The sequence below is a fragment of the Pseudomonas sp. JV449 genome (genome assembly GCF_032424295.1).
Taxonomy (GTDB): domain Bacteria; phylum Pseudomonadota; class Gammaproteobacteria; order Pseudomonadales; family Pseudomonadaceae; genus Aquipseudomonas; species Aquipseudomonas marginalis.
Window position 1 is genome coordinate 104,148 of the sequence record NZ_VYKD01000004.1, and the last position, 20,323, is coordinate 124,470.

A 20,323-nucleotide genomic window follows, 5' to 3' on the forward strand; every position below is an offset into this window, starting at 1 on the left:
CAATACGCCATCTTTTGCAAGAACTTGCCAGAGGAATAATCGTGGATTCTCGATTGAGTGCCTTTCTGGAGCGAGCCGATGCCGTGCTCGCCCGCCTGGAACCCTTGTTGCCCGCGCCGCGCCAAACCATCGACTGGAACCAGTGCCTGGCCGCCCGCTGGCAGCGTGAGGGCCGCAGTGGCTTCCTGTTGCCGCTGGACGTGAGCCTGGACATGCGCTTGTCCGACCTGATCGGCGTGGACAAGCAACGTGAAACCCTGGCGCGCAACACCCAGCAGTTCCTGGATGGCCTGCCTGCCAACCATGCGTTGCTGTGGGGGTCGCGGGGCACCGGTAAATCGTCCATGGTGCGCGCTTTGCTCGCTCAACACGCCAAGGCCGGTCTGCGCCTGATCGAAATCGAGCGTGACCACTTGGCCGACCTGCCGCGGGTGGTCGAGCAACTGCTCAAGTTGCCGCAACGTTTCATCCTGTTCTGCGACGACTTGTCGTTCGAAGCCGGCGAAGGCGACTATCGGGTGCTCAAGAGCGTGCTGGATGGCTCCCTGGAACAGGCCCCTGAAAACGTGCTGCTGTATGCCACGTCCAACCGCCGCCACCTGGTGCCGGAAAACCAGAGCGACAACGATAACTGGAAGCGCGTGGACGGTGAGTTGCACCCGAGCGAGGCGGTGGAAGACAAGATTGCCTTGTCCGACCGCTTTGGCTTGTGGCTGTCGTTCTACCCGTTCACCCAGGAACATTTCCTGGACGTGGTCGAGCACTGGATCGGCGAGCTGGCGAACAAGGCGGGTTTGCAGTGGCAGCGTGATGAGGACCTCGACATTCTCGCCGTGCGCTGGGCCACCGGGCGCGGCAACCGCAACGGTCGTTGCGCGTATCAATTCGCCCGTTACTGGGTGGGTCTCAAATTGCTGGAGCGTCAACCATGATCGATTTACAACAGGCCGGCACCGGCCTCGGTGGCTATGCCTTGCTGAGTGCCCAGCTGGAGTCGCTGCTGGCCGATGAGCGTGATTTCATCGCCAACAGCGCCCAGTTTTCGGCTTTCCTGTTCAGCCAGCTGGATGACCTGAACTGGGCGGGCTTTTACCTCAACCGCAATGAAGAGCTGGTGCTCGGCCCGTTCCAGGGGCAGATCGCCTGTGTGCGTATTCCGTTCGGCCGTGGGGTGTGCGGCGCGGCCGCGGCCTCGCGGCAAACCCAGCGAGTAGACGATGTGCACGCGTTCCCCGGGCATATCGCCTGTGACAGCGCGTCCAACAGCGAACTGGTGGTGCCACTGGTCAAGGACGGCACATTGATTGGTGTCCTTGACCTCGATAGCCCGTCGTTGGCCCGCTTTACCCCCCAGGATCAGGCCGGTATCGAACAGCTGGCGGCGATTTTCCTGCGTTTGACCGACTGCTGATCGAAATAGGGGCGCAGCCCCGCCCCTTATCGGCCATCCAGTTCGTCAAGCCGCACTTGCAGCATCCTCTCCAACTCCAGCATCAGCTTCTCCAGGGATTTCACCCCCGCTTCGATCAGGGGCCGATCATCGCCCCGGGCACAGGCCTGTTCGACGGCTTCGCATTGCGAGGCCAGCGCAGAGGCTTGAACGATGCGCGCGGCCCCCTTGATCTTGTGAGCCTGTTCGATGATCTCTTCGGGCAAGGCCTGCGCAGCGATCAGTGCAACCAACTCCTGGCGATCCTGGCGACTGCTGCTCAGCAACTCCTCCAGCAAGAGACGGCTCATGTGTGGATCGCCACCGGTAAGGGCCTCGAAGTTGCCGATGTCCAGGGTCATGCCGCTGGGTTGAGGACTGATCTTCGCCAGTTGCAGCTCCAGCGCCGTAAGGTTGATGGGTTTGAACAGGCAGTCATTCATGCCCGCCTGCGCACAACGTTGTTTCTCTTCGGGCTGGGCATTGGCGGTAAAACCCAGTACCACGCAAGGCGTCAGTTGTTCGCGCTCCTCGTATTCGCGGATCGAACGACTCAGTTCGTAGCCATTCATGATCGGCATGTTGCAATCGGCGATCACCAGGTCAAAGTGCTCCTGGCGCCAGGCCTGGAAGCCGGAGGCGCCGTTCCGGGCGGCGGTGTACTGATGGCCCAGGTAGCCGAGCTGCTGGCACATCAACAGGCGATTCGCCGGATGATCGTCCACCACCAGCACATTGAGCACCGGCACGTTCGAGGTCTCGGCGGGCTTGGGTTCTTCGGCCACCTGCAGCGCCTGCAGGCGATTCATCTTCAGGCTCACATGCACCTGGGTGCCCACCATGGGCACGCTGCTCAGGCTCAGTTGCCCGCCCATCATCGCGCACAGGCTGCGACAGATCACCAGCCCGAGGCCCGCACCGCTCCTGGCCAGCTGTCCTGAGTTGTCCGCCTGGGCAAAGGGTTCGAACAGGCGCATCTGGTCGTCCCGGCTGATACCGATGCCGGTGTCCTCCACCACCAGTTTCATCTCGACCTGCTGCGGCAGTTCGGTGGCCGATACTTCCACCTTGATCTTTACCTGGCCACGTTCGGTGAACTTGATGGCGTTGCTGATCAGGTTGGACAGCACCTGCTTGAAGCGCAGCGGGTCGATCAGCACTTCGGTGTGTTCCAGATCAGGCGTGAACTCCAGCAACAGGCTAAGGGTCTTCTGGCGTGCCAGGCCGTCGAAGACACGCACCACCGACTCGATCACCTCCCTCAGGTTGACGCGTTCCGGTGCCAGGCTGAGGCGACCGGATTCAATCCGCGCGATGTCCAGGATGTCGCCGATAAGCTCCAGCAGATCCTTGGCCGAGTTGTAGGCGACTTCGATGGCCGGGCGGTCGAGGTGGCCCTGGTCCGCCCGCTTGAGGGTCAGCTCGAGCATGCCGATCACCGCGTTCATCGGTGTGCGGATTTCGTGGCTCATGGTGGCGAGGAACGTGCTCTTGGCCCGATTGGCTTCGTCGGCTCGCTCCTTGGCGGTGCGGAGTTCGTCGAACAACTGGCGTCGCTCACTGATATCGATCCAGCCACCGATGATGCCCTGGACTTCACCGACGGAGTCGCGGTACGGCAGGATCCAGTGGTAGATCGTCAGTTTTTTTCCGCGAATATGCAGGGTGCGGTCCAGGATCAACGGGTTGCCCTCGGCCACCACGCGCTGATAGTCGGCATGGTATTGCGCCGCCTCGACTGCGAGGGCTGTGCTGATCTGGACCGCGCTTTTACCTATCACGTCCTCGCGCTTGACGTCGAACGCCTGCAGGTAACTGTCGTTGCAGGTCTGCAGCAGCCCCTTGTTGTCACGCACGTAGATCGGGTGTGGGGTTTCATTGACCAGGGCGCGCATGAACTCGAACTGATCATTGAGGGCGCGCTCGGCCATTTTGCGGTGCTTGATCTGGCGGCGCATGTACGCGTTCCAGCTCAGGGAAATCAGCAGCAGCAGGCCGGTCCCGATGACGATGCGCGCAATCAGTTGGTGATAGTCGCGCCAGTAACTGTCCGAGGCCGCGGTATAACCGCGCCAACGACTGTTGATCACGCCGAGTTCGTCCGGGGCGATGCTGAGCAACGCCTTGTCGAGAATCGAGCTGAGTTCGGTGGCGCTGCGGGATGTCGCCAGCCCGAAGGTGGCCGGCATCGTGCCAATGCTGAAGCTGATTTGGATCTTGTCCTGGAGTATCTGCGAGGACAGGAAGTAATTGGCGACCACCAGGGTATTCACCGCGCCCTCTACATGGCCTTGTACCAGCAGTTCGGCTGACTTGAACGTGTCGCCGGTATCTACCAGCTGAATCTTTGGGAAGTGCTCACGCAGGAATTTTTTCAGCGGACTGCCCTGCGTGATCGCCAGACGCTTGCCCTCCATTTCCTCCAGGCCCGTAGGGGCCTGGCCGTTCTTGCGTGTCAGCATCACGTAGGAGTTTTCCAGGTAGGGACGACTGAAGTTCAGTTGGGCTTCTCGCTCGACGCTGGGGATGATTGCGCCGACGATGTCCGCTTTGCCGCTCTCTACATGCTCGATCATGGTGTTCACATCACGCCCGCGCTGGATCTCGAAGCGCAGCCCGGTGCGTAGGCGAATCAGTTCCAGCAGGTCGGCGGTAATGCCGCGAAAATTGCCATCGGCGTCGAAGAAGGTCAGCGGCGCAAAGGTAGGGTTCACGATCACTTTGACGACCGGGTTCTCCCTCAGCCAACGTTCTTCGCGAAGGGTCAGTTGCAGCTTTTGGTCGGTCAGGAGGATGTCGCTGCCGGCACTCCAGCGTTTGGCAATGGTTTCCCGTTCGGCAGCGGGCACGGCCCTCAGGACGGCGTCGACGATGCTCAACAGCGTCTGCTGTTCCTGGGGCATGGCAAAGCTGAATCCATAGGCTTCATGTTTGCCGAAGTTCGCCATGCGAATGTTTTTCAGGTAACCCTTGTTGATCATGTAGTGGGTGGAAATGGTATCGCCGAGAAAGACGTCTGCCTGGTCGAAGGCCACTGCATTCAAGGCGTTTTGATAAGAAGGGTAGGCACGGATGATTGCCTTGGGGTAGAGCCTTTCCACTTCGTGCAGTGGCAGATAGTGATAGACCAGTGCCAGGCGCATGCCGGCCAGCCCATCAGCCAGGCTGCGGGTTTCGCCTTCGCGGGTCACCAGCACTGGCCGGTCCACGGCGTACGGCTCCGACAGGGTCAGGTTGGGATTTGCCGCTTCAAAGCTGTTGGAGGAACCCAGTAAATCGATTTCACCCGCTTCGAGGGCATGAATGGCGGCCTCTCGGGAGGGGTAGCGCAACACTTTTACCGGCACGTCCAGCGCCATTGCCAGCAAGCCGGCGTAGTCGGCGGTGAGTCCCTCATAGTCACGCCCGCTGGAGGTGAGGTCAAAAGGCGGGTAGTCAGGAAACGCCGCGCCCAGTACCAGTTCGCGTTTGTTCTGGAGCCATTGGCGCTGGGCCTTGTTCAGGTAGGGTTCCAGCTGCACGGAGCTCGCACGACTCAAAAGGTTGAAATGCTCCGGGCTCGCTGGAGGGGTGGCAGGCACGGCGGTGCTGAAGCACAAACCGGCACTCAATATAATCAAATAGTCCTTTATACGCCTGGGCATCCTGTTTCTCACACTAGCGCGTTCCGTTTTGCCATCTCGATAAGTTCTACCAAGGACTTGGCTTGAAGTTTCTGCATCAGCCTCTTTTTATAAGTGCTTACTGTTTTGTTGCTCAAGAACATACCTTTTGCTATTTCCTTGTTGGTGCGACCTTGTGCGAAAAGTTGTAATACCATCAACTCCCGATCGTTAACCGCCTTGAACAGTTCAAGTTCCTTGCAGGCCTCATCGTTGGTGTTCAAGGCTTGGCTGGGGAAGTAGTTATAACCGGACAGTACAGCGCGGATGGCGCTCATCAGCTCGCTCAGGTCACCTTCCTTGCACACGTAGCCATCGGCTCCCGAACGCATGCAACGCGTGGCAAACAGGGTGGGGGATTGAGCCGTCAGCACCAGGGTTTTCATCGACGCGTTCATGGCGTTGAATCGGCAAAGCACTTCCAGCCCGTCGAGTTTTGGAATGCTGATGTCGAGGATGATCAGGTCCGGCATGCATTCGCGGACCATTTGGATGGCGTCGCATCCGTTATCCGTTTCGCCGACTACTTTGAAATTTTCTTCGTGCTCCAACAACATTCGTATGGCAAGTCTTATAACCGGATGGTCGTCAATAATAAAAACTGTATTCATGATCATATTCCATGCAAGTACAAATAAAGCGGGCACATTAGCTCAGAAGCCGATGGATAAGCATGAACTTGGGGGGTGGCAGGTATAAAACAGGAAAGTTCCTACATTAAAAAAGGTAAAAGCCTACCTGTCTCTAAGGAGCTGTAACGCAAGAGGCCAAGGTTCCGCAGGGGCATGGGCCGAAGGAACATGGCAAGGACTTTACAGTGGTTATGCGCGATTTTTCCGACCGGTCGATCTGTTTAAAGTCCTACATTTATAACGTGAGTAATGTATGGGTCAAACGTGCAAGCTCATCTTTATTCAACGGCTTTGGCAAGTAACCGAGCAATGGCAGGCCACGTTTGAGGGCTTGGGTTTGCAACGCTGAAAGTTCTGCCTCGGGAAGTCCGCTGAGCAAGATGGCGGCCTTGATAAAGCATTGGCGACTGGCGATTTCAATCAACTCAAGACCGGGCAGGTCGGGCAGGCACTGGTCACAGAGGATGATGTCGAAGGGCGCCTCGGCCTGGGTCATCAAACGGATTGCCTGCTCGGCGTTTTCGGCCGGGGCCAGGTGCTCGAAGCCGAAGCTTCTCAGCAGGCATTGGGTGGCGAGGAGCTGAAAGGGATGGTCCTCCACCAACAGGATCCGAAAGGGGTAGTGGGGCATAGAAGGCACACGGTGAGTCAAGCGTCGATAGGGGGCACGTAGGAACTGTTCGCCAGACCTGCCCGGAGCGTGCGCGATTATTCTTCGGGCGCTTGTGCGAATTCGATCAGGCCGCTCTGTTCCCATCGTAGGCAGATTCTGTTCAGTGAACAGGCGGCGTGATCAGCCAGGTTATTGAGGGCTGGAGCGCCCGGTCATCTCCCGTGCCATCTCGGTGGCGTAGCTGTCGGTCATGCCGGCGATGAAGTCGATCATCCGCAGGAACGACCTGTGCAGCGGCCATGCAGGGTCCGGCGCGTTGTTGCCCAACAGGTCGAGAATGCGCCGGTTCTTGAACGACGGCGTGCGTCCGCCGTGCTGCTCCAGGGCCGCGCCGCAGAAGGCGTTCAACAGGATTTCCAGGGTGGTGTAGGCGCCGATCTCGTGGAGGGTCTTGCGCTTGTCCTGGAAGATTTTCTTGCGCGCCATGTCCTTGGCATCCAGCACGCAGCGTTTGGCGGGGCCGTGCATGTGCTCCACCAGGTCGCCGGGCAGGGTGCCGGCAAGCAAGGCCTCCTGTTGTTCGACGAAGGCGCGCGCCGCGGCGTTGGTCAAGTGCTCGATGGCCTTGCCGCGCAGGATCGCCAGCTTGCGTCGGCGCGAGTCCTGGGCGCCCAGTTGCCGGTAGGTCTGCGGCAGGTCGTCGCCCACCAGGTCGAGCAGCAGTGACTCGACTTCGGTGTACTCCAGCAGGTCCATTTCCAGGCCGTCCTCCAGGTCGATCAAGGCGTAGCAGATGTCGTCTGCCGCCTCCATCAGATAGACCAGTGGGTGGCGAGCCCAGCGTTGTTCCTCGAGTTGCGGCAGGCCGAGCTTGCTGGCGATCTGTTCGAGGATCGGCAGTTCGCTCTGGTAGCAGCCGAACTTGTGTTTCTTGTAACCCAGGGAATCGGCGTGGCGGGCGGTCCAGGGGTACTTGAGGTACGTGCCCAAGGTCGCGTAGGTCAGGCGCGTGCCGCCGTCGAACTGGTGGTATTCCAGTTGGGTCAGTACCCGGAAGCCTTGGGCATTGCCTTCGAAGTTGAGGAAGTCATTGCGCTCGGCGCTGCTCATGTCGTCCAGCCAGCCGCGCCCCGCTGCCTGTTGGAACCAGTGGCGGATGGCGTCTTCGCCTGAATGCCCGAACGGCGGGTTGCCGATGTCATGGGCCAGGCAGGCCGATTGCACCACCATGCCCAGGTCGCTCGGGTCACACCAGTCGGGCAGGGCGCTGCGCAGGGTTTCGCCCACGCGCATGCCGAGGGAGCGGCCTACGCAACTGACTTCCAGGGAGTGGGTCAGGCGTGTGTGGATATGGTCGTTGCTGGACACCGGGTGCACTTGGGTCTTGCGGCCCAGGCGGCGAAACGCGCCGGAGAAGATAATGCGGTCATGGTCTTTGTGAAACGGGCTGCGGCCTAGTTCTTCCGGGCTGTGCAGGGGTTTTCCAAGGCGTTCGCGGGTAAGCAGGGTGGGCCAATCCAAGGCGGGTACTCTCCGTACGGTGAATGACCCGCCCAGCTTCCCGGTTCCGCCTTGGCGGGGCAAGCGAAAATCTACAGGCCGGCCGCGTCGATATCGATTAACAGCAAGCGCTGACCGTTATCGAAGAATTGTCCGGCGGTGAGGCAGTACTGGTTGGTGGTTGCATCGCGGTAGGTCGAGGACAGCGTCAGGCGACGCTCCTCCCAACCTTCGGCCAGCAGGTGATAGAAGTACGGGCGCCATGACCAGTTGTGGCCCAGGTAGCGGCTGTCGGCCTGCCAGGCGTCCTGGCGCCATTCGAAGTTGGGGGTCAACTGGGTGCCATGCCGGTCGCATTGGTAAAAACGCAGCAGCCAGGGGAAGGCCGGCAGTTGGGGCAAGTGATCCAGCGGGGCTTGGGCCTGTGCCCAGGATTGCAGGATCTTCATCAGTTCGGTCAATTGCTGGCGCAGTTGCATGATGCGCCCGCGTTCGGCCAGCTTCTGCTGAACATACGCCGCGCGCAGTTGGTCAAAGCGCGGCACGAAGGCGTCGGTGGCGAACCAGTCCAATTGCGCCTGGGCAAACAGATAGCCCTGCACGTAGCGCGAACCGCATTCCAGGGCGAAGCTCAGCTGCGCCTCGGTTTCCACGCCTTCGGCAATGATCCAGCAGCCGGTCTTTTCCGCCATCTGCGCCAGCGCCCGCACGACGTCACTGCTCGGTCCGCCCCTGGCGGCTTGCTGGAACAGGCGCATGTCCAGCTTGAGGATGTCCGGCTGCAGCGCCAATACCCGGTCAAGCTGGGAATAGCCGGCGCCGAAATCATCGATGGCGATGCGCGCACCGGCCTCGCGATAACGTGCCACCACCTCGGCCAGGCGCTGGATGTCGCCGCCCAGTTCGGTGATCTCGAACACGATGCGCTGCGGGTCGACGCCATGGCTGTGGATCTGTTTGAGGCTCGGCAGCGCCTGGCCCGGACGCAATTGGTTGATCCAGCGCGGCGAGATATTCAGGCTGAGGAACCAGTCTTCGGGGGCTTCATGCAGGCGGCTTAACGCGTTGTCGCGAATCTGCCGGTCGAGACGGCGCAAGCTCGCGCCTGGCGTGCGTGGGTCGGCGAACAGCGGGCCAACGGACTGCAGGCGGCCATCAGCCTGGCGTAGACGCCCCAAGGCCTCGACGCCGGCAATGCGCCCGGTGGCGGTATCGATAAACGGTTGGAAGCAGGCGAGCGGTTGCCCGTCGATCACGGGGCCTCCTTAAAAACACTGGCGAAAAAAGACCCGGCCCTCGAAACGAGGACCGGGCCATTCTGTTAGCAAGAATGCAGCCAGCAGGCTCAACCTTTGCGTGAATTGCCCTGCATGGCCAGTTTGATCAGCGGGATCAGGCCGGCACCGAGGCGCACCAGGCGCGTCACACTGCTGATACCGCCGCCCTTGGCGCCCTTGCCGGTGAAGAAACCGATCAGGGTTACAGCGGCCACGCCCCACAGCGGCGCGTGCTTGATGCCCAGGCCGCCCTGAAAGTTTTGGCCCAGGTTGCGCACCTTGTTCAGCGGCGCCATCAATTGCTGGGATTCGTGGCGTATCTCCTGGCGGTGCATCTCCATGCGCAGGCGGATCAAGGCCTTGCGCATTTCCCGGCGGGAGGTTTGCTGGATTTCATTCGAGCTCATGGCAGCAGGCGCTCCCGATCATTGGCCAGCTCTTCAAGGGTGGCGTGGAACGGCGTGGACTCATCGAACACCGCCGCTTTCAAGCGCACTCCGCAGAAGGCAGCGGCCAGGCTGTAGAACACGCAGAGGCAGATGATCCCGGTCAGGCGGTAGCCGGTGTCCCATACCAGGATCATCACCAGTGTCGACAACCCCACCAGCAACAACAGGGCAAATACCAGCGCCAGGCCGGCAAACAGCAGCAGGCTGACGGTACGGGCCTTCTGCTCCTGCAATTCGATGCCAAACAGTTCGACGTGGCTGTGCAGCAAGCCAAGAACGGCCGCGCCCAGGCGTCGTGAGGTGGTACCCGTGGACGAGCCAGTTTCGCCGATAGACATGATTAGCGCCTTGTGGCCAGCAGGCCGATCAGAAAGCCCACGCCGGCGGCAATGCCTACCGACTGCCAAGGGTTGGCCTGCACGTAATCTTCGGTCGCGGTGACCGCCGCCTGGCCGCGTTCGCGCAGGGAGTCTTCGGTTTGCTTGAGGGTTTCGCGGGCCTGCAACAGCGTGTCATGAATCTTGGCGCGCAGCTCATCGGCCTGGTCGCCCGCAAGCACCTTGGTGTCGTCCAGCAACCTTTCGGTGTCAGTCACCAGAGTTTGAAAATCCGCCATCAGTATTTCTTGAGCAGTCTTTGCAGTTCTTCTGGCCATGGTTATCTCCGTGATTGGCTGATCGGTACGTGTGGTTTCGAGTCACCGGTATCGGTGAAGGTTCAGTGCAATTGTCTGGTACAGCTTTTGCTTTGCCTTGGTGCGCACGCCCCGTGGCTTGCGCTGAATCCGGGCGGTCGGGGCTCAGGTCTCGAAAAACCTTACCCTAAATAACTCAAACTCGCGGAAAAACCCTGTCGGCAACGGCCGGTTGTGTTGAACGCTGCGCTAAAGCGGTTCACGCCCTCTGAAGAGGGGCGGTGCCGGAGGTGCCAATTTAGTGCGCGCAACCCCTGGCTTGAACCGCTTTGGTGCTTTTTGCCTTACACAGGCCTGCCAACTTCAATGGAAAATCTGCAAAGTGCGGTGGACACTCTGGTCCACAGCTCCAATACCCTGTTTATCCTGATCGGTGCGGTCATGGTCCTGGCCATGCACGCCGGCTTCGCGTTTCTGGAAGTCGGGACGGTGCGCCAGAAAAACCAGGTCAACGCCCTGTCGAAGATCCTCAGCGACTTCGCCATCTCCACCCTGGCCTATTTCTTTATAGGCTATTGGATCTCCTACGGGGTGAGCTTCATGCAACCGGCGGCCGTGATCAGCGCCGACCATGGTTATGGCCTGGTGAAGTTCTTCTTCCTGCTGACGTTTGCGGCAGCGATCCCGGCGATCATCTCCGGCGGTATTGCGGAGCGTGCAAAGTTCGCTCCGCAGTTGTGCGCCACCGCGTTGATCGTGGCGTTTATCTATCCGTTTTTCGAAGGCATGGTGTGGAACGGCAATTTCGGTTTGCAGGCCTGGTTGCTCAAGACGTTCGGCGCCAGCTTCCATGACTTTGCCGGCTCGGTGGTGGTGCATGCCATGGGCGGCTGGCTGGCGCTCGCGGCGGTGCTGCTGCTGGGCCCGCGCAATGGGCGCTACCGGGAAGGGCGCCTGGTGGCGTTTGCGCCGTCGAGCATTCCGTTCCTGGCGTTGGGCTCGTGGATCCTGATTGTCGGCTGGTTCGGCTTTAACGTGATGAGCGCGCAGACCCTGGACGGCGTCAGCGGCCTGGTGGCGGTGAACTCGCTGATGGCCATGGTCGGCGGCACCGTCGCCGCCCTGGTGATCGGCCGCAACGACCCAGGCTTCCTGCATAACGGTCCGTTGGCCGGGCTGGTGGCGATCTGCGCGGGTTCCGACCTGATGCATCCGGTGGGCGCGCTGGTCACCGGTGTGGTTGCGGGCGGGCTGTTTGTGTGGTGCTTTATCGCCGCCCAGGACCGCTGGAAGATCGACGATGTGCTGGGGGTGTGGCCACTGCATGGCCTGTGCGGTGTATGGGGCGGGATTGCCTGCGGCATCTTTGGGCAAAAGGCGCTGGGGGGATTGGGCGGCGTGAGTCTGATCAGCCAATTGATCGGTACGGGACTCGGTGTGGTCGTCGCGTTCGGCGGCGGCCTGCTGGTGTATGGCGTGATCAAGCGCGTACACGGGCTGCGCCTGAGCCAGGAGGAGGAGTATTACGGCGCAGATCTGTCGATCCACAAGATCGGTGCGGTCAGTCAGGATTGATAGGCGCCTCTTCGTCGGTGCTCGGGTGCGTGTAGAAACCGTGCAGCAGGCGATAGCGGTTATGCCGGACTTCATCGACCCGCGCCTGCACCTGTTGGTCCGGCAGGCCCAGCAGGATCAAGGCGTGGGAGGCGAGCATCAGGCTTGACTCCAGCAGCTCGGGCACCACTTCGCTGGCGCCCGCGGCTTTCAATTCAGCCCACTGGCTGTCATCGCGGGTGCGCACCAGGATCGGCACGTCGGGGTTGATATGGCGGGCTTCCTTGAGCACCGCAAGGGCCACATCACTGTTGTCCACGGCAATCACCACCAGGCGCGCCCGTTCCAGGCCCACGGCACTGAGCAAGGCGCCACGGCGACAGTCGCCGTAATGCACGCTGCTGTCTTCGGTGGCGGCTTCCTGGACCCGTTCCGGGTCGTCATCCAGGGCGATAAACGCCTGTTGCTCATTGCGCAGAAAGCGCCCGATGGATTGCCCGACCCGGCCATAGCCGCAGATGACCGCATGCCCGTGTAATTGGGCGTTGAGGGCGGCAATTTCTTCAAGTTGTACCTGTTGGTTGGGCTTACGATGCAGGCGCAGGGCAATCGCCGGCGCGGCGCGCAACAGCAGTGGCGTCAACAGCATCGAACAGAACGTGGCGGCGAGCAGCAGACCGTTGAATTCATCGGGTATCAGCCGGCTCTGTTGCATCTGCGCCATCAGCGCAAAACAGAACTCACCGCCCTGGGCCAGGGCCAGGCCGCTGCGCCAGGCGGTTTCACTGTCGCTGCCGCGCAGCTTGACCAGCGCAGCCACCACACTGCCTTTGATCAGCATCAGCGCGAGGGTCATGCCGAGGATCAACAGACTGTGGCTGACGAACAACTGCAGGTCGATAAGCATGCCGATGCTGACGAAAAACAGCCCCAGCAGGATGTCGCGGAAGGGCCGGATATCCGCTTCGATCTGATGGCGGTAATGGCTTTCGCCCAGCAGCATGCCGGCCAGGAAGGCACCGAGGGCAGGGGAGAGGCCCAGCAGATGCGTGAGCCAGGCGGTCAGCAAGACGATCACCAGCGCCAGCAGCACAAACAGCTCCGCCGAATGGGAAGCTGCGACCTCATGAAACAAGCGCGGCAATAACCAGCGGCTGGCGAGCAACAGGCCCACGAACAACACCACGGTTTTGCCCAGCGTCAGCGGCAACGCCCAGTACCAGGCCTGTTCGCTGCTGCCGGCGAACACCGGCACCAGCGTCAGCAGCAACACCGCCACCACATCCTGGAACAGCAACACGCCGATCGCGTTCTGGCCATGGCTGCTGAAGATTTCGCCGAGGCTGGTCAGTTCCTTGCTAACGATCGCCGTGGACGACAGCGCCAGCCCCGCACCCAGCAACAAGGCGATGCCCGGTGCCACACCGAAGGCCATCAACAGGCCCCCCAGCAGCACGCTGCACCCCAGCACCTGCAAGCTGCCGAGGCCAAACACCACGCGGCGCAGGGCGAGCATCCTGGTCAGGGAAAACTCCAGGCCCAGGGAAAACAGCAGGAACACCACGCCCAGTTCGGCAAGATCGGGCAGCTCTTCGCTGTCATTCACCCAGTCCAGGGCAGTCGGCCCTACGGCCAGGCCCACGCACAGGTAGCCCAGCACGGGTGGTAGTTGCAGCCGGCGAAACAGCGCAATCACCACCAGGGATGAGGCCAGAATGATCAGCAGGTTGGCGAACACAAGCATCTCCGTTGCAGGGTGAGCGGGCAAAAAGCCGCGAGAATCGCTGAATCAGTTATAGGCCATGGTGATCTGGGTCAGGGTTTATTGTGGCCGGCAGGTTTCCGGGGAGCGAACGCTGTACCTGTGGCGAGCGGGCTTGCCCCGCGTTGGGCTGCGAAGCGGCCCCAAAACAAGCACCGTATTTCTGTCTGAAGGAGCGCGGCGGCACTACCGGGGCCGCTTCGCGCCCCAACGCGGGGCAAGCCCGCTCGCCACAGGTTTTTGTGAGGATTAGAATGCTTGTCTACTTACTGATCAGGGCCATTCGTCATGCTTCCTGAATGCCAGTTGTTCGGCACCCTGGGTTGCCATCTTTGTGAAATTGCCGAAGCCGAAATCATGCCGCTCGTCGAACGCGGGTTGCTGGTCGAGTTGGTTGATATCACCGACCCCGACGACCTGACCGACGCCTATGGCCTAAGGATTCCGGTGCTTCGGCGGGTGGACACGGGGGCTGAACTGGATTGGCCCTTCGATGCGGATCAGGTTGTCGCCTTCCTGCGCTGACGTTTATGCGATGGCGGGTTTCCGAATATTACGTTACTGTATGTTTGTACAGCGATTGAATAGAGGGAACGCCCGTGGTGAATGTTGAACAACTGAAAAGCAGCGTCAATCGCATGTCTGCCGATGTCGTGCGCGACGCGGTGAACGAGCTGCGCCTCGACGGCCTGGTCACGGAAGGCAAGACGCCGTTTAACAAAGTGCATTTCAATACCTGCTTTGCCGAGATCGAGGCGTTGTTCCAGCGCGCCGGTTATCACAAGCAGCTCGATGTGGTGGGTTACCAGGGCCTGTTGTACGCGCTTTACGATCCCGGCCGCTGGGAAGCGGTGGACGTGCTGCGCTGGCTCAAGGAGTTCACCGAGGCGGCGAGTGCTTCGCCGATCCTGCGCGCGGAATTGGCCAAGGCCTGAGATCCGCCCTAGGTTTCATCCCGCTTGATGCGGGATAATGCCCGCCTGTTTTTTCAAGGCTTCGAGCATGTCCACATCCGCTTTTTCCGCGTCCCAGCACCAAGCCAGCACCCTGTACCTGCCACCTGGCCCCTGGGCGACGGTGCTGGAGTGCCTGTGCGAGCACTTTGCGGCGATCAGTCGCGAACAGTGGCTGGACCGCATCGCCCGTGGGCGGGTGCTGGATGTCACTGGCACCCCGATCCCCCTGGACCTGGCCTACAGGGAAGGCCTGTGCATCTATTACTTCCGTGAAGTCCCCAACGAAAAAGTCATCCCGGTGCAGGAAAGCATCCTCTACGCCGATGAGCACCTGGTGGTGGCGGACAAACCGCACTTCCTGCCCGTGACCCCGGCCGGCGAGTACGTCGAGCAAACCCTGCTGCGCCGCCTGATTCGCCGCCTGGACAACCCGGCGCTGGTGCCCCTGCACCGCATCGACCGACACACCGCCGGGCTGGTGCTGTTCTCGGCCAACCCGGCCAGCCGTTCGGCCTATCAGCAGCTGTTTCCCACGCGCCGGATCGATAAATTCTACGAAGCCATCGCCCCGGCTTTGCCTGGCCTGACGTTCCCGTTGGTACACAAAAGCCGCCTGGTGGATGGCGAACCTTTCTTCCGCATGCAGGAAGGCCCCGGTGCCAGCAACACCGAAACAGCGGTGGAGGTGCGGGAAAAGAACGGCGACTTATGGCGCTACGGCCTGTTTCCCGTGACCGGCAAGAAACACCAGCTGCGTGTACACATGACCGCGCTGGGGGCGAGCATCTGCAACGATCCGTTCTATCCGGACGTGATCAAGGATGCGGTCGATGATTACGCCAATCCCCTCAAGCTGCTGGCCCAGGGCGTGCGGTTTATCGACCCGGTCACCGCTGAAGAACGCCGGTTTCGAAGCCTCATCACCCTCGACTGGTAACCCCCGGAAACGACAAGGCCCGCGCGAGGCGGGCCTTGTGTGCAAGCGCTGAGGCTTACAGGTCTTTAACGGTGCGAACCTGATCTTTGTTGATGCGGGTTCGCTTGCCATCAAGCTGTTCGAATTCGTAGAAACCCGAATCTTCGTTGTATTTCGGGGTGTCGACGGCCTGGATTTCGCGACCGTCATTCAGGGTGATCACTGTCGGCGAGGCGCAACCGGCGAGGGTAGCCAGGCCCAGTGCAAGCATGAGAGCGGCGATGGTCCGTTGAGTCATGGGTGTTGTCTCCAAGAGAATACTTTTTGATTGCTGACCTTGAGACGTGTGAGACGTCGCCAAAGTTCCTTGTGCGAAGGTTCATTCTGACACGTCAGACCTTGGGCGCAACAGCTCTGGTGTATTCAGGTTGGCCAGGCGCGGGTCATCGGTTGGGCATTCCACGCCCACGCCGCCCAATTGCAGGAGGATCTTTCGCGGGCTGCGTTCACCGGCATGCCAGGCCTGTTCTACCTCGGTTCGCAGGCCGATGGGGAGGATGCAGATCAAGGGTTCCCAGAATTCACCGTGGCGCACCATCACCGGCAACAAGGGATGGCGTTGCGCGGTTTCACGCAGGTCGGCGAGGAGTCGAGCGTCGATATGGGGCACATCGCACGGCAGGATCAGCAGGTGCCCATGGCGCGCGGCGGCCAGTCCTGCGCGGATACCTGCCAGCGGCCCGGGAAAATCCGGGCTGTCGTCGCTTACCAACTGGTCGGCATAGGCGGCGTACTGCGCCTGGTTGCGGTTGCACGAGATGATCAGGTCATCGGTCAGTGGCCGTACCAGGCGCTGCACGTGTGCGATCAAGGGCAGGCCGTGCCAGTCCAGCAGGCCTTTGTCCTGGCCGCCCATGCGCTGGCCGCGGCCACCGGCCAACAGCAGGATCGAACAGGGCAGGGGGATTGAGTCGAGTGGCATGTGGGTTCCGCGCAGGCAGCTGAACAGGGGCCTGTGATATAACATCGGGCCGTTCCTTCGACAACCGGACCGTGCCATGAAAGCCAAGGCCGATGCACCCTTCGTACCCCTGAATATCGCGGTATTGACCGTCAGCGACACCCGCACCCTGGACACCGACACCTCGGGCCAGGTCTTCGTCGACCGCCTCACCGCCGCCGGCCACCACCTGGCCGAGCGCGTGCTGCTCAAGGACGACCTCTACAAGATCCGCGCCCAGGTCGCCCACTGGATTGCCGAAGACGTGGTGCAAGTGGTGTTGATCACCGGCGGCACCGGCTTCACCGGCCGCGACAGCACCCCCGAAGCGGTCGGCTGCCTGCTCGACAAACAGGTCGACGGCTTTGGCGAACTGTTCCGCCAGATCTCCGTGGCCGACATCGGCACCTCCACCGTGCAATCCCGCGCCCTGGCCGGCCTGGCCAACGGCACCCTGGTGTGCTGCCTGCCGGGCTCCACCAATGCCGTGCGCACCGGTTGGGATGGCATCCTCGCCGAACAACTGGATAACCGTCATCGCCCCTGCAACTTCGTGCCGCACCTGAAGCTGGCCGAACCCTGTGAATCCCGTGGGTAAGCCCGGCAAGACCGGCGCCCTGATGCCGGTAGAACACGCCCTGCAACAGCTGCTGGCGATGGCCGAAGCCGCGCCGATCCGCGAGCAGCACGTGCTGCCCCTGGCCGAGTGCGACGGCCGTGTATTGGCCCAGGATCTGGTCTCCACCCTCGACCTGCCGCCCTGGCCCAACAGCGCCATGGACGGTTACGCCGTGCGCCTGGCGGATTGGACCGGTGAACCCTTGCCCGTCAGCCAGCGTATTTTCGCTGGCCAGGCGCCGCAGCCGCTGGCGGCCGGCACCTGTGCGCGCATCTTCACCGGGGCGCCGGTACCGGAAGGCGCGGACTGCGTGGAAATGCAGGAAAACGCCGTGGTCCACGCCGATGAGCGCGTGAGCTTCAGCGAACCGTTGCAGCCCAACCAGAACATCCGCCCCCAAGGCCAGGAAACCACCGTCGGCGAGCGGGTGCTCACGGCCGGTACGCGCCTGGGCCCGATCGAGCTGGGCCTGGCGGCTTCCCTTGGCCGTGATCGGCTGGACGTGATCCGCCGCCCGCGTGTCGCCGTGTTGTCCACCGGCGATGAACTGATCGAGCCCGGTTTGCCCCTCGGTCCGGGCCAGATCTACAACAGCAATCGCCGCGTGTTGTGTTCCTGGCTTGAGCGCATGGGTTGCGAAGTCATCGACGCAGGCATCCTGCCGGACGACCTGGAGCAGACCCGTTCGCGACTGGCAGGCTTGAGGGCGGTTGATCTGATTTTGTCCACGGGCGGTGTGTCGGTGGGCGAGGCGGATTTCCTGGGTATTGCCCTGCGCGAAGAGGGTGAGCTGGCGTTATGGAAGCTGGCGATCAAGCCGGGCAAACCCCTGACTTTTGGTCATTTCCGTGGCGTGCCGGTGATCGGCCTGCCGGGCAATCCGGCCTCGACCCTGGTGACCTTTGCGCTGTTGGCGCGCCCCTACTTGCTGCGCCGCCAGGGTGTGGCGGACGTGGAACCGCTGCGTTTCGACGTGCCGGTGGGGTTCACCTGGCCCAAGCCGGGCAACCGCCGCGAGTATCTGCGCGGGCGCATCGAACAGGGCAAGGCGATCATCTACCGCAACCAGAGCTCCGGCGTGCTGCGCAGCGCGGCGTGGGCGGAGGGGTTTGTGGAGGTGTTGGAAGGGACGACGCTGGACATCGGCGATCGAGTCAATTTCATCCCTCTGAGTGAAGTCTTGAATTGACCCCCAATCCAAATGTGGAAGGGGGCTTGCCCTGATGCCAGTCAGTTAAGCGTACATCGCCTCCTGTAGGAGCGAGCTTGCTCGCGAAAAACGTCAACGATAACGCGTTCTTCCTGAATGAACGCGGCGCCTGTGAGTTTTTCGCGAGCAAGCTCGCTCCTACAAAAAGCCTTAGGGCAAGCCCCCTCCCACATTTGAACCTGTATATGCCTGTGGCTATTCAGTAATCGTCGCCACGCTCCGTGACATCCCGCTCCACCGGGCGCGCATCCGGGTCATAGCCCACCGGGAACTTGCCCTTCAACGTCCAGGCAAATGCAATGATCTCGGCGATGGTGCGGTACAACTCCTCCGGAATACTGTCGCCCAGTTCCATGCGTGCCAGCAGTTTCACCAGCTCGGCATTTTCATAGATCGGCACTTCATTTTCCCGCGCCAACTTGAGGATGGCTTCGGCCAGGGCATCGTCGCCCTTGGCGGTCAGGGTCGGCGCTTGCTGGCCGTCGTACTTGAGGGCAATCGCCTGGCGCGGCGGGTTGGCGTTGTTCATGCGGTTTCATCCACCCAGCGTTGTTCAAGTCCGGTTTTCGGCCCGCGTGGCGGGGTGCCGAGGTGGCAGTCCAGGTCGCCGACATTCAGCCCTGACGACACCAGGCGCTCGCGCAGGCTGCCCAAATGGCTTTCGATCAGGCTGGCAGTGAAAGGTCGGGTTGCCCACAGTTGGCTGGACAGCTTGCCCTGAGTCAGCTGCGCCTGGACCTGCAACGGCCCCAGGGGCTCCATGTCGAAGGCCAGTTCGACGCGCCAGAGCATCTGTTTGGGCTCCTTGGAATCCTTGCGTTCGGGCTGGTCCTTGTCCGGCGCCGGCTCTTCGCGCTGGAACTTGACCTGCAACGGCACGATGTCCTGCAGGGTGCGCATAGGGATCTCCAACTGCCAGGTGGTTTGCAGGCGGCCATCGGCGGTGGTGCCGGTTTGCTCCAGGCTCGACAGCTGGTGGCTCTGCAAGCGGGAAATGGCCCCGGCGGCCAGGCGCAGCAGGTTTTCCAGGTCGCCTTCGCCCTCCAGTTTTGCCATCAGCCGCTCCGGCAGTGGGAAGCTGACCGGTGCTTGCCGCGCGCCGACCTGGCCGAGGGTGCCCAACGGGCTGCGCACGAAGTTGGGCAGCACCTGGGCCAGGGTGTTGGCGGCAAGAATGGCATTCAGGTTGGTGCTGGCGGGCAAGGCAGGCAGCAGGTCGGCGACCAGGCGCAGCAGCGCGCCCTTCATATCCAGCGGTGGCACCTGCGGGTTTTGCCCGGCGAGTAACTTGGCTTCAAGAAAGGCGCCGCTGTTCTGGATCACCTGGGCCAGCACCTTGGGGTTGCTCACCTGTGCCAGGTCGGGCAAGGCCGCCAGCAAACGGTCGGCGGCGGCGCGCAGGTCGGCGGAGGTGCTGTCGCCGCGGGGCAGATTTTGCAACGCCTTGAACACCGCATCCAGGGAGCCCTGGCGACTTTGCTGGGTCGACAATTGCTGGGTGACGGCCAGTTGATCCTTGAGCCCGCTCAACGGCACAAAATTCAGGGTTTGCGCGTTCTGCACCACGGCGCTGAGCAAGCTGCCCACGCGCAACGGTTGCGGGCTTTCCAGTGTCAGGGTCGCGCCGGCCAGGGCGCTATTGAGTACGGTCACCAACGAACGGTAGATCGCCGGCTGCGCGGTGCCTTGGGGCAGGGCCTGGGTGGTCAGCACCTTGGCCTGCAGCAGGGTGCCTTCCGGCATCCTGGCCGTATCGATACGGGTGAGGGCGGCAACGTTGGCGCTCAGGGCTTGTTGCAGGCTGATGGCCAGGTTGCCTGCGGGCGTCTGGCTCACAGCCACATTGCTGCCCAACGGCAAGGGTTGTGGGCTGCTGGCTTGCACCAGCGTCTGGCGGCCGCCTTCAAGGGTCAGCTTGAGCAACAGCTGAAACGCCTCGCCGCCTTGTTTCAGGGCGAGCACCTCGGCATTCACGGTTTTGCCCGGGTCGATCAGCCCAATCTGCGGCTCCAGCAGTTTCAGCAGCGCCCCGGGCGCAGGCGCAGGGCTTTGCCCGGTTGCCGGGGTGGGAGGAAGCGTAGGAAGGTTGATCTCGCCGGTCATCGTGCGC

The 20,323-nt window shown here is 61.7% G+C and carries 21 protein-coding genes; 8 read left to right on the forward strand and 13 right to left on the reverse strand.

The window, feature by feature from the left end; genetic code table 11:
* Positions 1–41 precede the first annotated feature (41 nt).
* Both F6S08_RS04645 and F6S08_RS04650 read left to right on the forward strand, forming a co-directional pair.
* Positions 42–932: an ATP-binding protein gene (locus F6S08_RS04645; protein WP_027607006.1), complete on the forward strand. Its 891-nt coding sequence runs from the start codon at positions 42–44 to the stop codon at positions 930–932.
* Positions 929–1,411, forward strand: a complete 483-nt coding sequence (locus F6S08_RS04650; protein WP_065924449.1) for a GAF domain-containing protein — start codon at positions 929–931, stop codon at positions 1,409–1,411. Before F6S08_RS04645 ends, F6S08_RS04650 begins: the two co-directional genes overlap by 4 nt.
* A gap of 26 nt (positions 1,412–1,437) precedes the next feature.
* Here the strand turns inward: F6S08_RS04650 and F6S08_RS04655 are convergent, their stop codons facing one another.
* From F6S08_RS04655 to F6S08_RS04690, 8 genes are all read right to left on the reverse strand, one after another.
* The gene (locus tag F6S08_RS04655; protein ID WP_315871338.1) at positions 1,438–5,073 is read right to left on the reverse strand and encodes a transporter substrate-binding domain-containing protein; all 3,636 of its coding nucleotides are present in this window, start codon (positions 5,071–5,073) and stop codon (positions 1,438–1,440) included.
* 8 nt (positions 5,074–5,081) lie between these two features.
* Positions 5,082–5,702: a response regulator transcription factor gene (locus F6S08_RS04660; protein WP_065924451.1), complete on the reverse strand. Its 621-nt coding sequence runs from the start codon at positions 5,700–5,702 to the stop codon at positions 5,082–5,084.
* Between the two features lie 256 nt (positions 5,703–5,958).
* Positions 5,959–6,354 carry a response regulator gene (locus F6S08_RS04665; protein ID WP_065924452.1) on the reverse strand — a complete coding sequence of 132 codons (396 nt, stop codon included), beginning with the start codon at positions 6,352–6,354 and terminating at the stop codon, positions 5,959–5,961.
* A 171-nt stretch (positions 6,355–6,525) separates the two neighbouring features.
* Positions 6,526–7,857, reverse strand: coding sequence for a deoxyguanosinetriphosphate triphosphohydrolase (locus tag F6S08_RS04670; RefSeq protein ID WP_065924453.1), 1,332 nt, complete (start codon positions 7,855–7,857; stop codon positions 6,526–6,528).
* Positions 7,858–7,928: 71 nt separating this feature from the next.
* The gene (locus F6S08_RS04675) at positions 7,929–9,092 is read right to left on the reverse strand and encodes an EAL domain-containing protein (RefSeq protein ID WP_027607012.1); all 1,164 of its coding nucleotides are present in this window, start codon (positions 9,090–9,092) and stop codon (positions 7,929–7,931) included.
* A gap of 89 nt (positions 9,093–9,181) precedes the next feature.
* Complete coding sequence (locus tag F6S08_RS04680) at positions 9,182–9,520, reverse strand: hypothetical protein (protein WP_027607013.1); 339 nt, start codon at positions 9,518–9,520, stop codon at positions 9,182–9,184.
* Positions 9,517–9,900: a phage holin family protein gene (locus F6S08_RS04685; RefSeq protein WP_012723020.1), complete on the reverse strand. Its 384-nt coding sequence runs from the start codon at positions 9,898–9,900 to the stop codon at positions 9,517–9,519. Before F6S08_RS04685 ends, F6S08_RS04680 begins: the two co-directional genes overlap by 4 nt.
* Before the next feature lie 2 nt (positions 9,901–9,902).
* Entirely contained in the window at positions 9,903–10,217 is a 315-nt protein-coding gene (locus tag F6S08_RS04690) for a YqjD family protein (RefSeq protein WP_012723021.1), read from the reverse strand.
* A 345-nt stretch (positions 10,218–10,562) separates the two neighbouring features.
* Here F6S08_RS04690 and F6S08_RS04695 point away from each other — a divergent pair, with 345 nt between their 5' ends.
* Positions 10,563–11,771: an ammonium transporter gene (locus tag F6S08_RS04695; RefSeq protein WP_065924455.1), complete on the forward strand. Its 1,209-nt coding sequence runs from the start codon at positions 10,563–10,565 to the stop codon at positions 11,769–11,771.
* Here the strand turns inward: F6S08_RS04695 and F6S08_RS04700 are convergent.
* A complete protein-coding gene (locus F6S08_RS04700; protein ID WP_137212966.1) occupies positions 11,758–13,494 on the reverse strand; it encodes a cation:proton antiporter in 1,737 nt (578 codons plus the stop codon). The genes F6S08_RS04695 and F6S08_RS04700 overlap by 14 nt on opposite strands.
* Before the next feature lie 306 nt (positions 13,495–13,800).
* Between F6S08_RS04700 and F6S08_RS04705 the strand changes: the two genes are divergently transcribed.
* The 3 genes from F6S08_RS04705 (at position 13,801) to F6S08_RS04715 (ending at position 15,405) form a co-directional block, all read left to right on the forward strand.
* On the forward strand, positions 13,801–14,037 hold the full coding sequence (locus F6S08_RS04705; RefSeq protein WP_027607016.1) for a glutaredoxin family protein: 237 nt from the start codon (positions 13,801–13,803) through the stop codon (positions 14,035–14,037).
* A 74-nt stretch (positions 14,038–14,111) separates the two neighbouring features.
* Positions 14,112–14,447, forward strand: a complete 336-nt coding sequence (locus tag F6S08_RS04710) for a hypothetical protein (RefSeq protein ID WP_010565034.1) — start codon at positions 14,112–14,114, stop codon at positions 14,445–14,447.
* Between the two features lie 67 nt (positions 14,448–14,514).
* Complete coding sequence (locus F6S08_RS04715; protein ID WP_065924549.1) at positions 14,515–15,405, forward strand: pseudouridine synthase; 891 nt, start codon at positions 14,515–14,517, stop codon at positions 15,403–15,405.
* 55 nt (positions 15,406–15,460) lie between these two features.
* Here F6S08_RS04715 and F6S08_RS04720 read toward each other — a convergent pair whose 3' ends face one another.
* The gene (locus F6S08_RS04720; protein ID WP_010211805.1) at positions 15,461–15,682 is read right to left on the reverse strand and encodes a YgdI/YgdR family lipoprotein; all 222 of its coding nucleotides are present in this window, start codon (positions 15,680–15,682) and stop codon (positions 15,461–15,463) included.
* Positions 15,683–15,763: 81 nt separating this feature from the next.
* Positions 15,764–16,366 (reverse strand): molybdenum cofactor guanylyltransferase MobA, encoded by a 603-nt coding sequence (gene mobA / locus F6S08_RS04725; RefSeq protein ID WP_137212964.1) that lies wholly within the window; start codon positions 16,364–16,366, stop codon positions 15,764–15,766.
* A gap of 76 nt (positions 16,367–16,442) precedes the next feature.
* Here mobA and moaB point away from each other — a divergent pair, with 76 nt between their 5' ends.
* A complete protein-coding gene (moaB, locus tag F6S08_RS04730; protein ID WP_027607019.1) occupies positions 16,443–16,982 on the forward strand; it encodes a molybdenum cofactor biosynthesis protein B in 540 nt (179 codons plus the stop codon).
* Positions 16,966–18,192, forward strand: coding sequence for a gephyrin-like molybdotransferase Glp (gene glp, locus F6S08_RS04735; RefSeq protein ID WP_137212963.1), 1,227 nt, complete (start codon positions 16,966–16,968; stop codon positions 18,190–18,192). The genes moaB and glp overlap by 17 nt, the downstream gene beginning before the upstream one ends.
* A 220-nt stretch (positions 18,193–18,412) precedes the next feature.
* Here glp and F6S08_RS04740 read toward each other — a convergent pair whose 3' ends face one another.
* Both F6S08_RS04740 and F6S08_RS04745 read right to left on the reverse strand, forming a co-directional pair.
* A complete protein-coding gene (locus F6S08_RS04740; RefSeq protein ID WP_027607021.1) occupies positions 18,413–18,742 on the reverse strand; it encodes an EscU/YscU/HrcU family type III secretion system export apparatus switch protein in 330 nt (109 codons plus the stop codon).
* On the reverse strand, positions 18,739–20,316 hold the full coding sequence (locus F6S08_RS04745; RefSeq protein ID WP_074845171.1) for a flagellar hook-length control protein FliK: 1,578 nt from the start codon (positions 20,314–20,316) through the stop codon (positions 18,739–18,741). The genes F6S08_RS04740 and F6S08_RS04745 overlap by 4 nt, the downstream gene beginning before the upstream one ends.
* Between the last annotated feature and the right edge of the window lie 7 nt (positions 20,317–20,323).

Excerpts from the sequence above, each read along its gene's own strand:
- F6S08_RS04650 (WP_065924449.1), top strand. The coding sequence starts at position 929 with ATGATCGATTTACAACAGGCCGGCACCGGCCTCGGTGGCTATGCCTTG.
- F6S08_RS04655 (WP_315871338.1), bottom strand. The coding sequence starts at position 5,073 with ATGCCCAGGCGTATAAAGGACTATTTGATTATATTGAGTGCCGGTTTG.
- F6S08_RS04660 (WP_065924451.1), bottom strand. The coding sequence starts at position 5,702 with ATGAATACAGTTTTTATTATTGACGACCATCCGGTTATAAGACTTGCC.
- F6S08_RS04665 (WP_065924452.1), bottom strand. The coding sequence starts at position 6,354 with ATGCCCCACTACCCCTTTCGGATCCTGTTGGTGGAGGACCATCCCTTT.
- F6S08_RS04680 (WP_027607013.1), bottom strand. The coding sequence starts at position 9,520 with ATGAGCTCGAATGAAATCCAGCAAACCTCCCGCCGGGAAATGCGCAAG.
- F6S08_RS04685 (WP_012723020.1), bottom strand. The coding sequence starts at position 9,900 with ATGTCTATCGGCGAAACTGGCTCGTCCACGGGTACCACCTCACGACGC.
- F6S08_RS04690 (WP_012723021.1), bottom strand. The coding sequence starts at position 10,217 with ATGGCCAGAAGAACTGCAAAGACTGCTCAAGAAATACTGATGGCGGAT.
- F6S08_RS04695 (WP_065924455.1), top strand. The coding sequence starts at position 10,563 with ATGGAAAATCTGCAAAGTGCGGTGGACACTCTGGTCCACAGCTCCAAT.
- F6S08_RS04700 (WP_137212966.1), bottom strand. The coding sequence starts at position 13,494 with ATGCTTGTGTTCGCCAACCTGCTGATCATTCTGGCCTCATCCCTGGTG.
- F6S08_RS04705 (WP_027607016.1), top strand. The coding sequence starts at position 13,801 with ATGCTTCCTGAATGCCAGTTGTTCGGCACCCTGGGTTGCCATCTTTGT.
- F6S08_RS04715 (WP_065924549.1), top strand. The coding sequence starts at position 14,515 with ATGTCCACATCCGCTTTTTCCGCGTCCCAGCACCAAGCCAGCACCCTG.
- F6S08_RS04720 (WP_010211805.1), bottom strand. The coding sequence starts at position 15,682 with ATGACTCAACGGACCATCGCCGCTCTCATGCTTGCACTGGGCCTGGCT.
- mobA (WP_137212964.1), bottom strand. The coding sequence starts at position 16,366 with ATGCCACTCGACTCAATCCCCCTGCCCTGTTCGATCCTGCTGTTGGCC.
- moaB (WP_027607019.1), top strand. The coding sequence starts at position 16,443 with ATGAAAGCCAAGGCCGATGCACCCTTCGTACCCCTGAATATCGCGGTA.
- F6S08_RS04740 (WP_027607021.1), bottom strand. The coding sequence starts at position 18,742 with ATGAACAACGCCAACCCGCCGCGCCAGGCGATTGCCCTCAAGTACGAC.
- F6S08_RS04745 (WP_074845171.1), bottom strand. The coding sequence starts at position 20,316 with ATGACCGGCGAGATCAACCTTCCTACGCTTCCTCCCACCCCGGCAACC.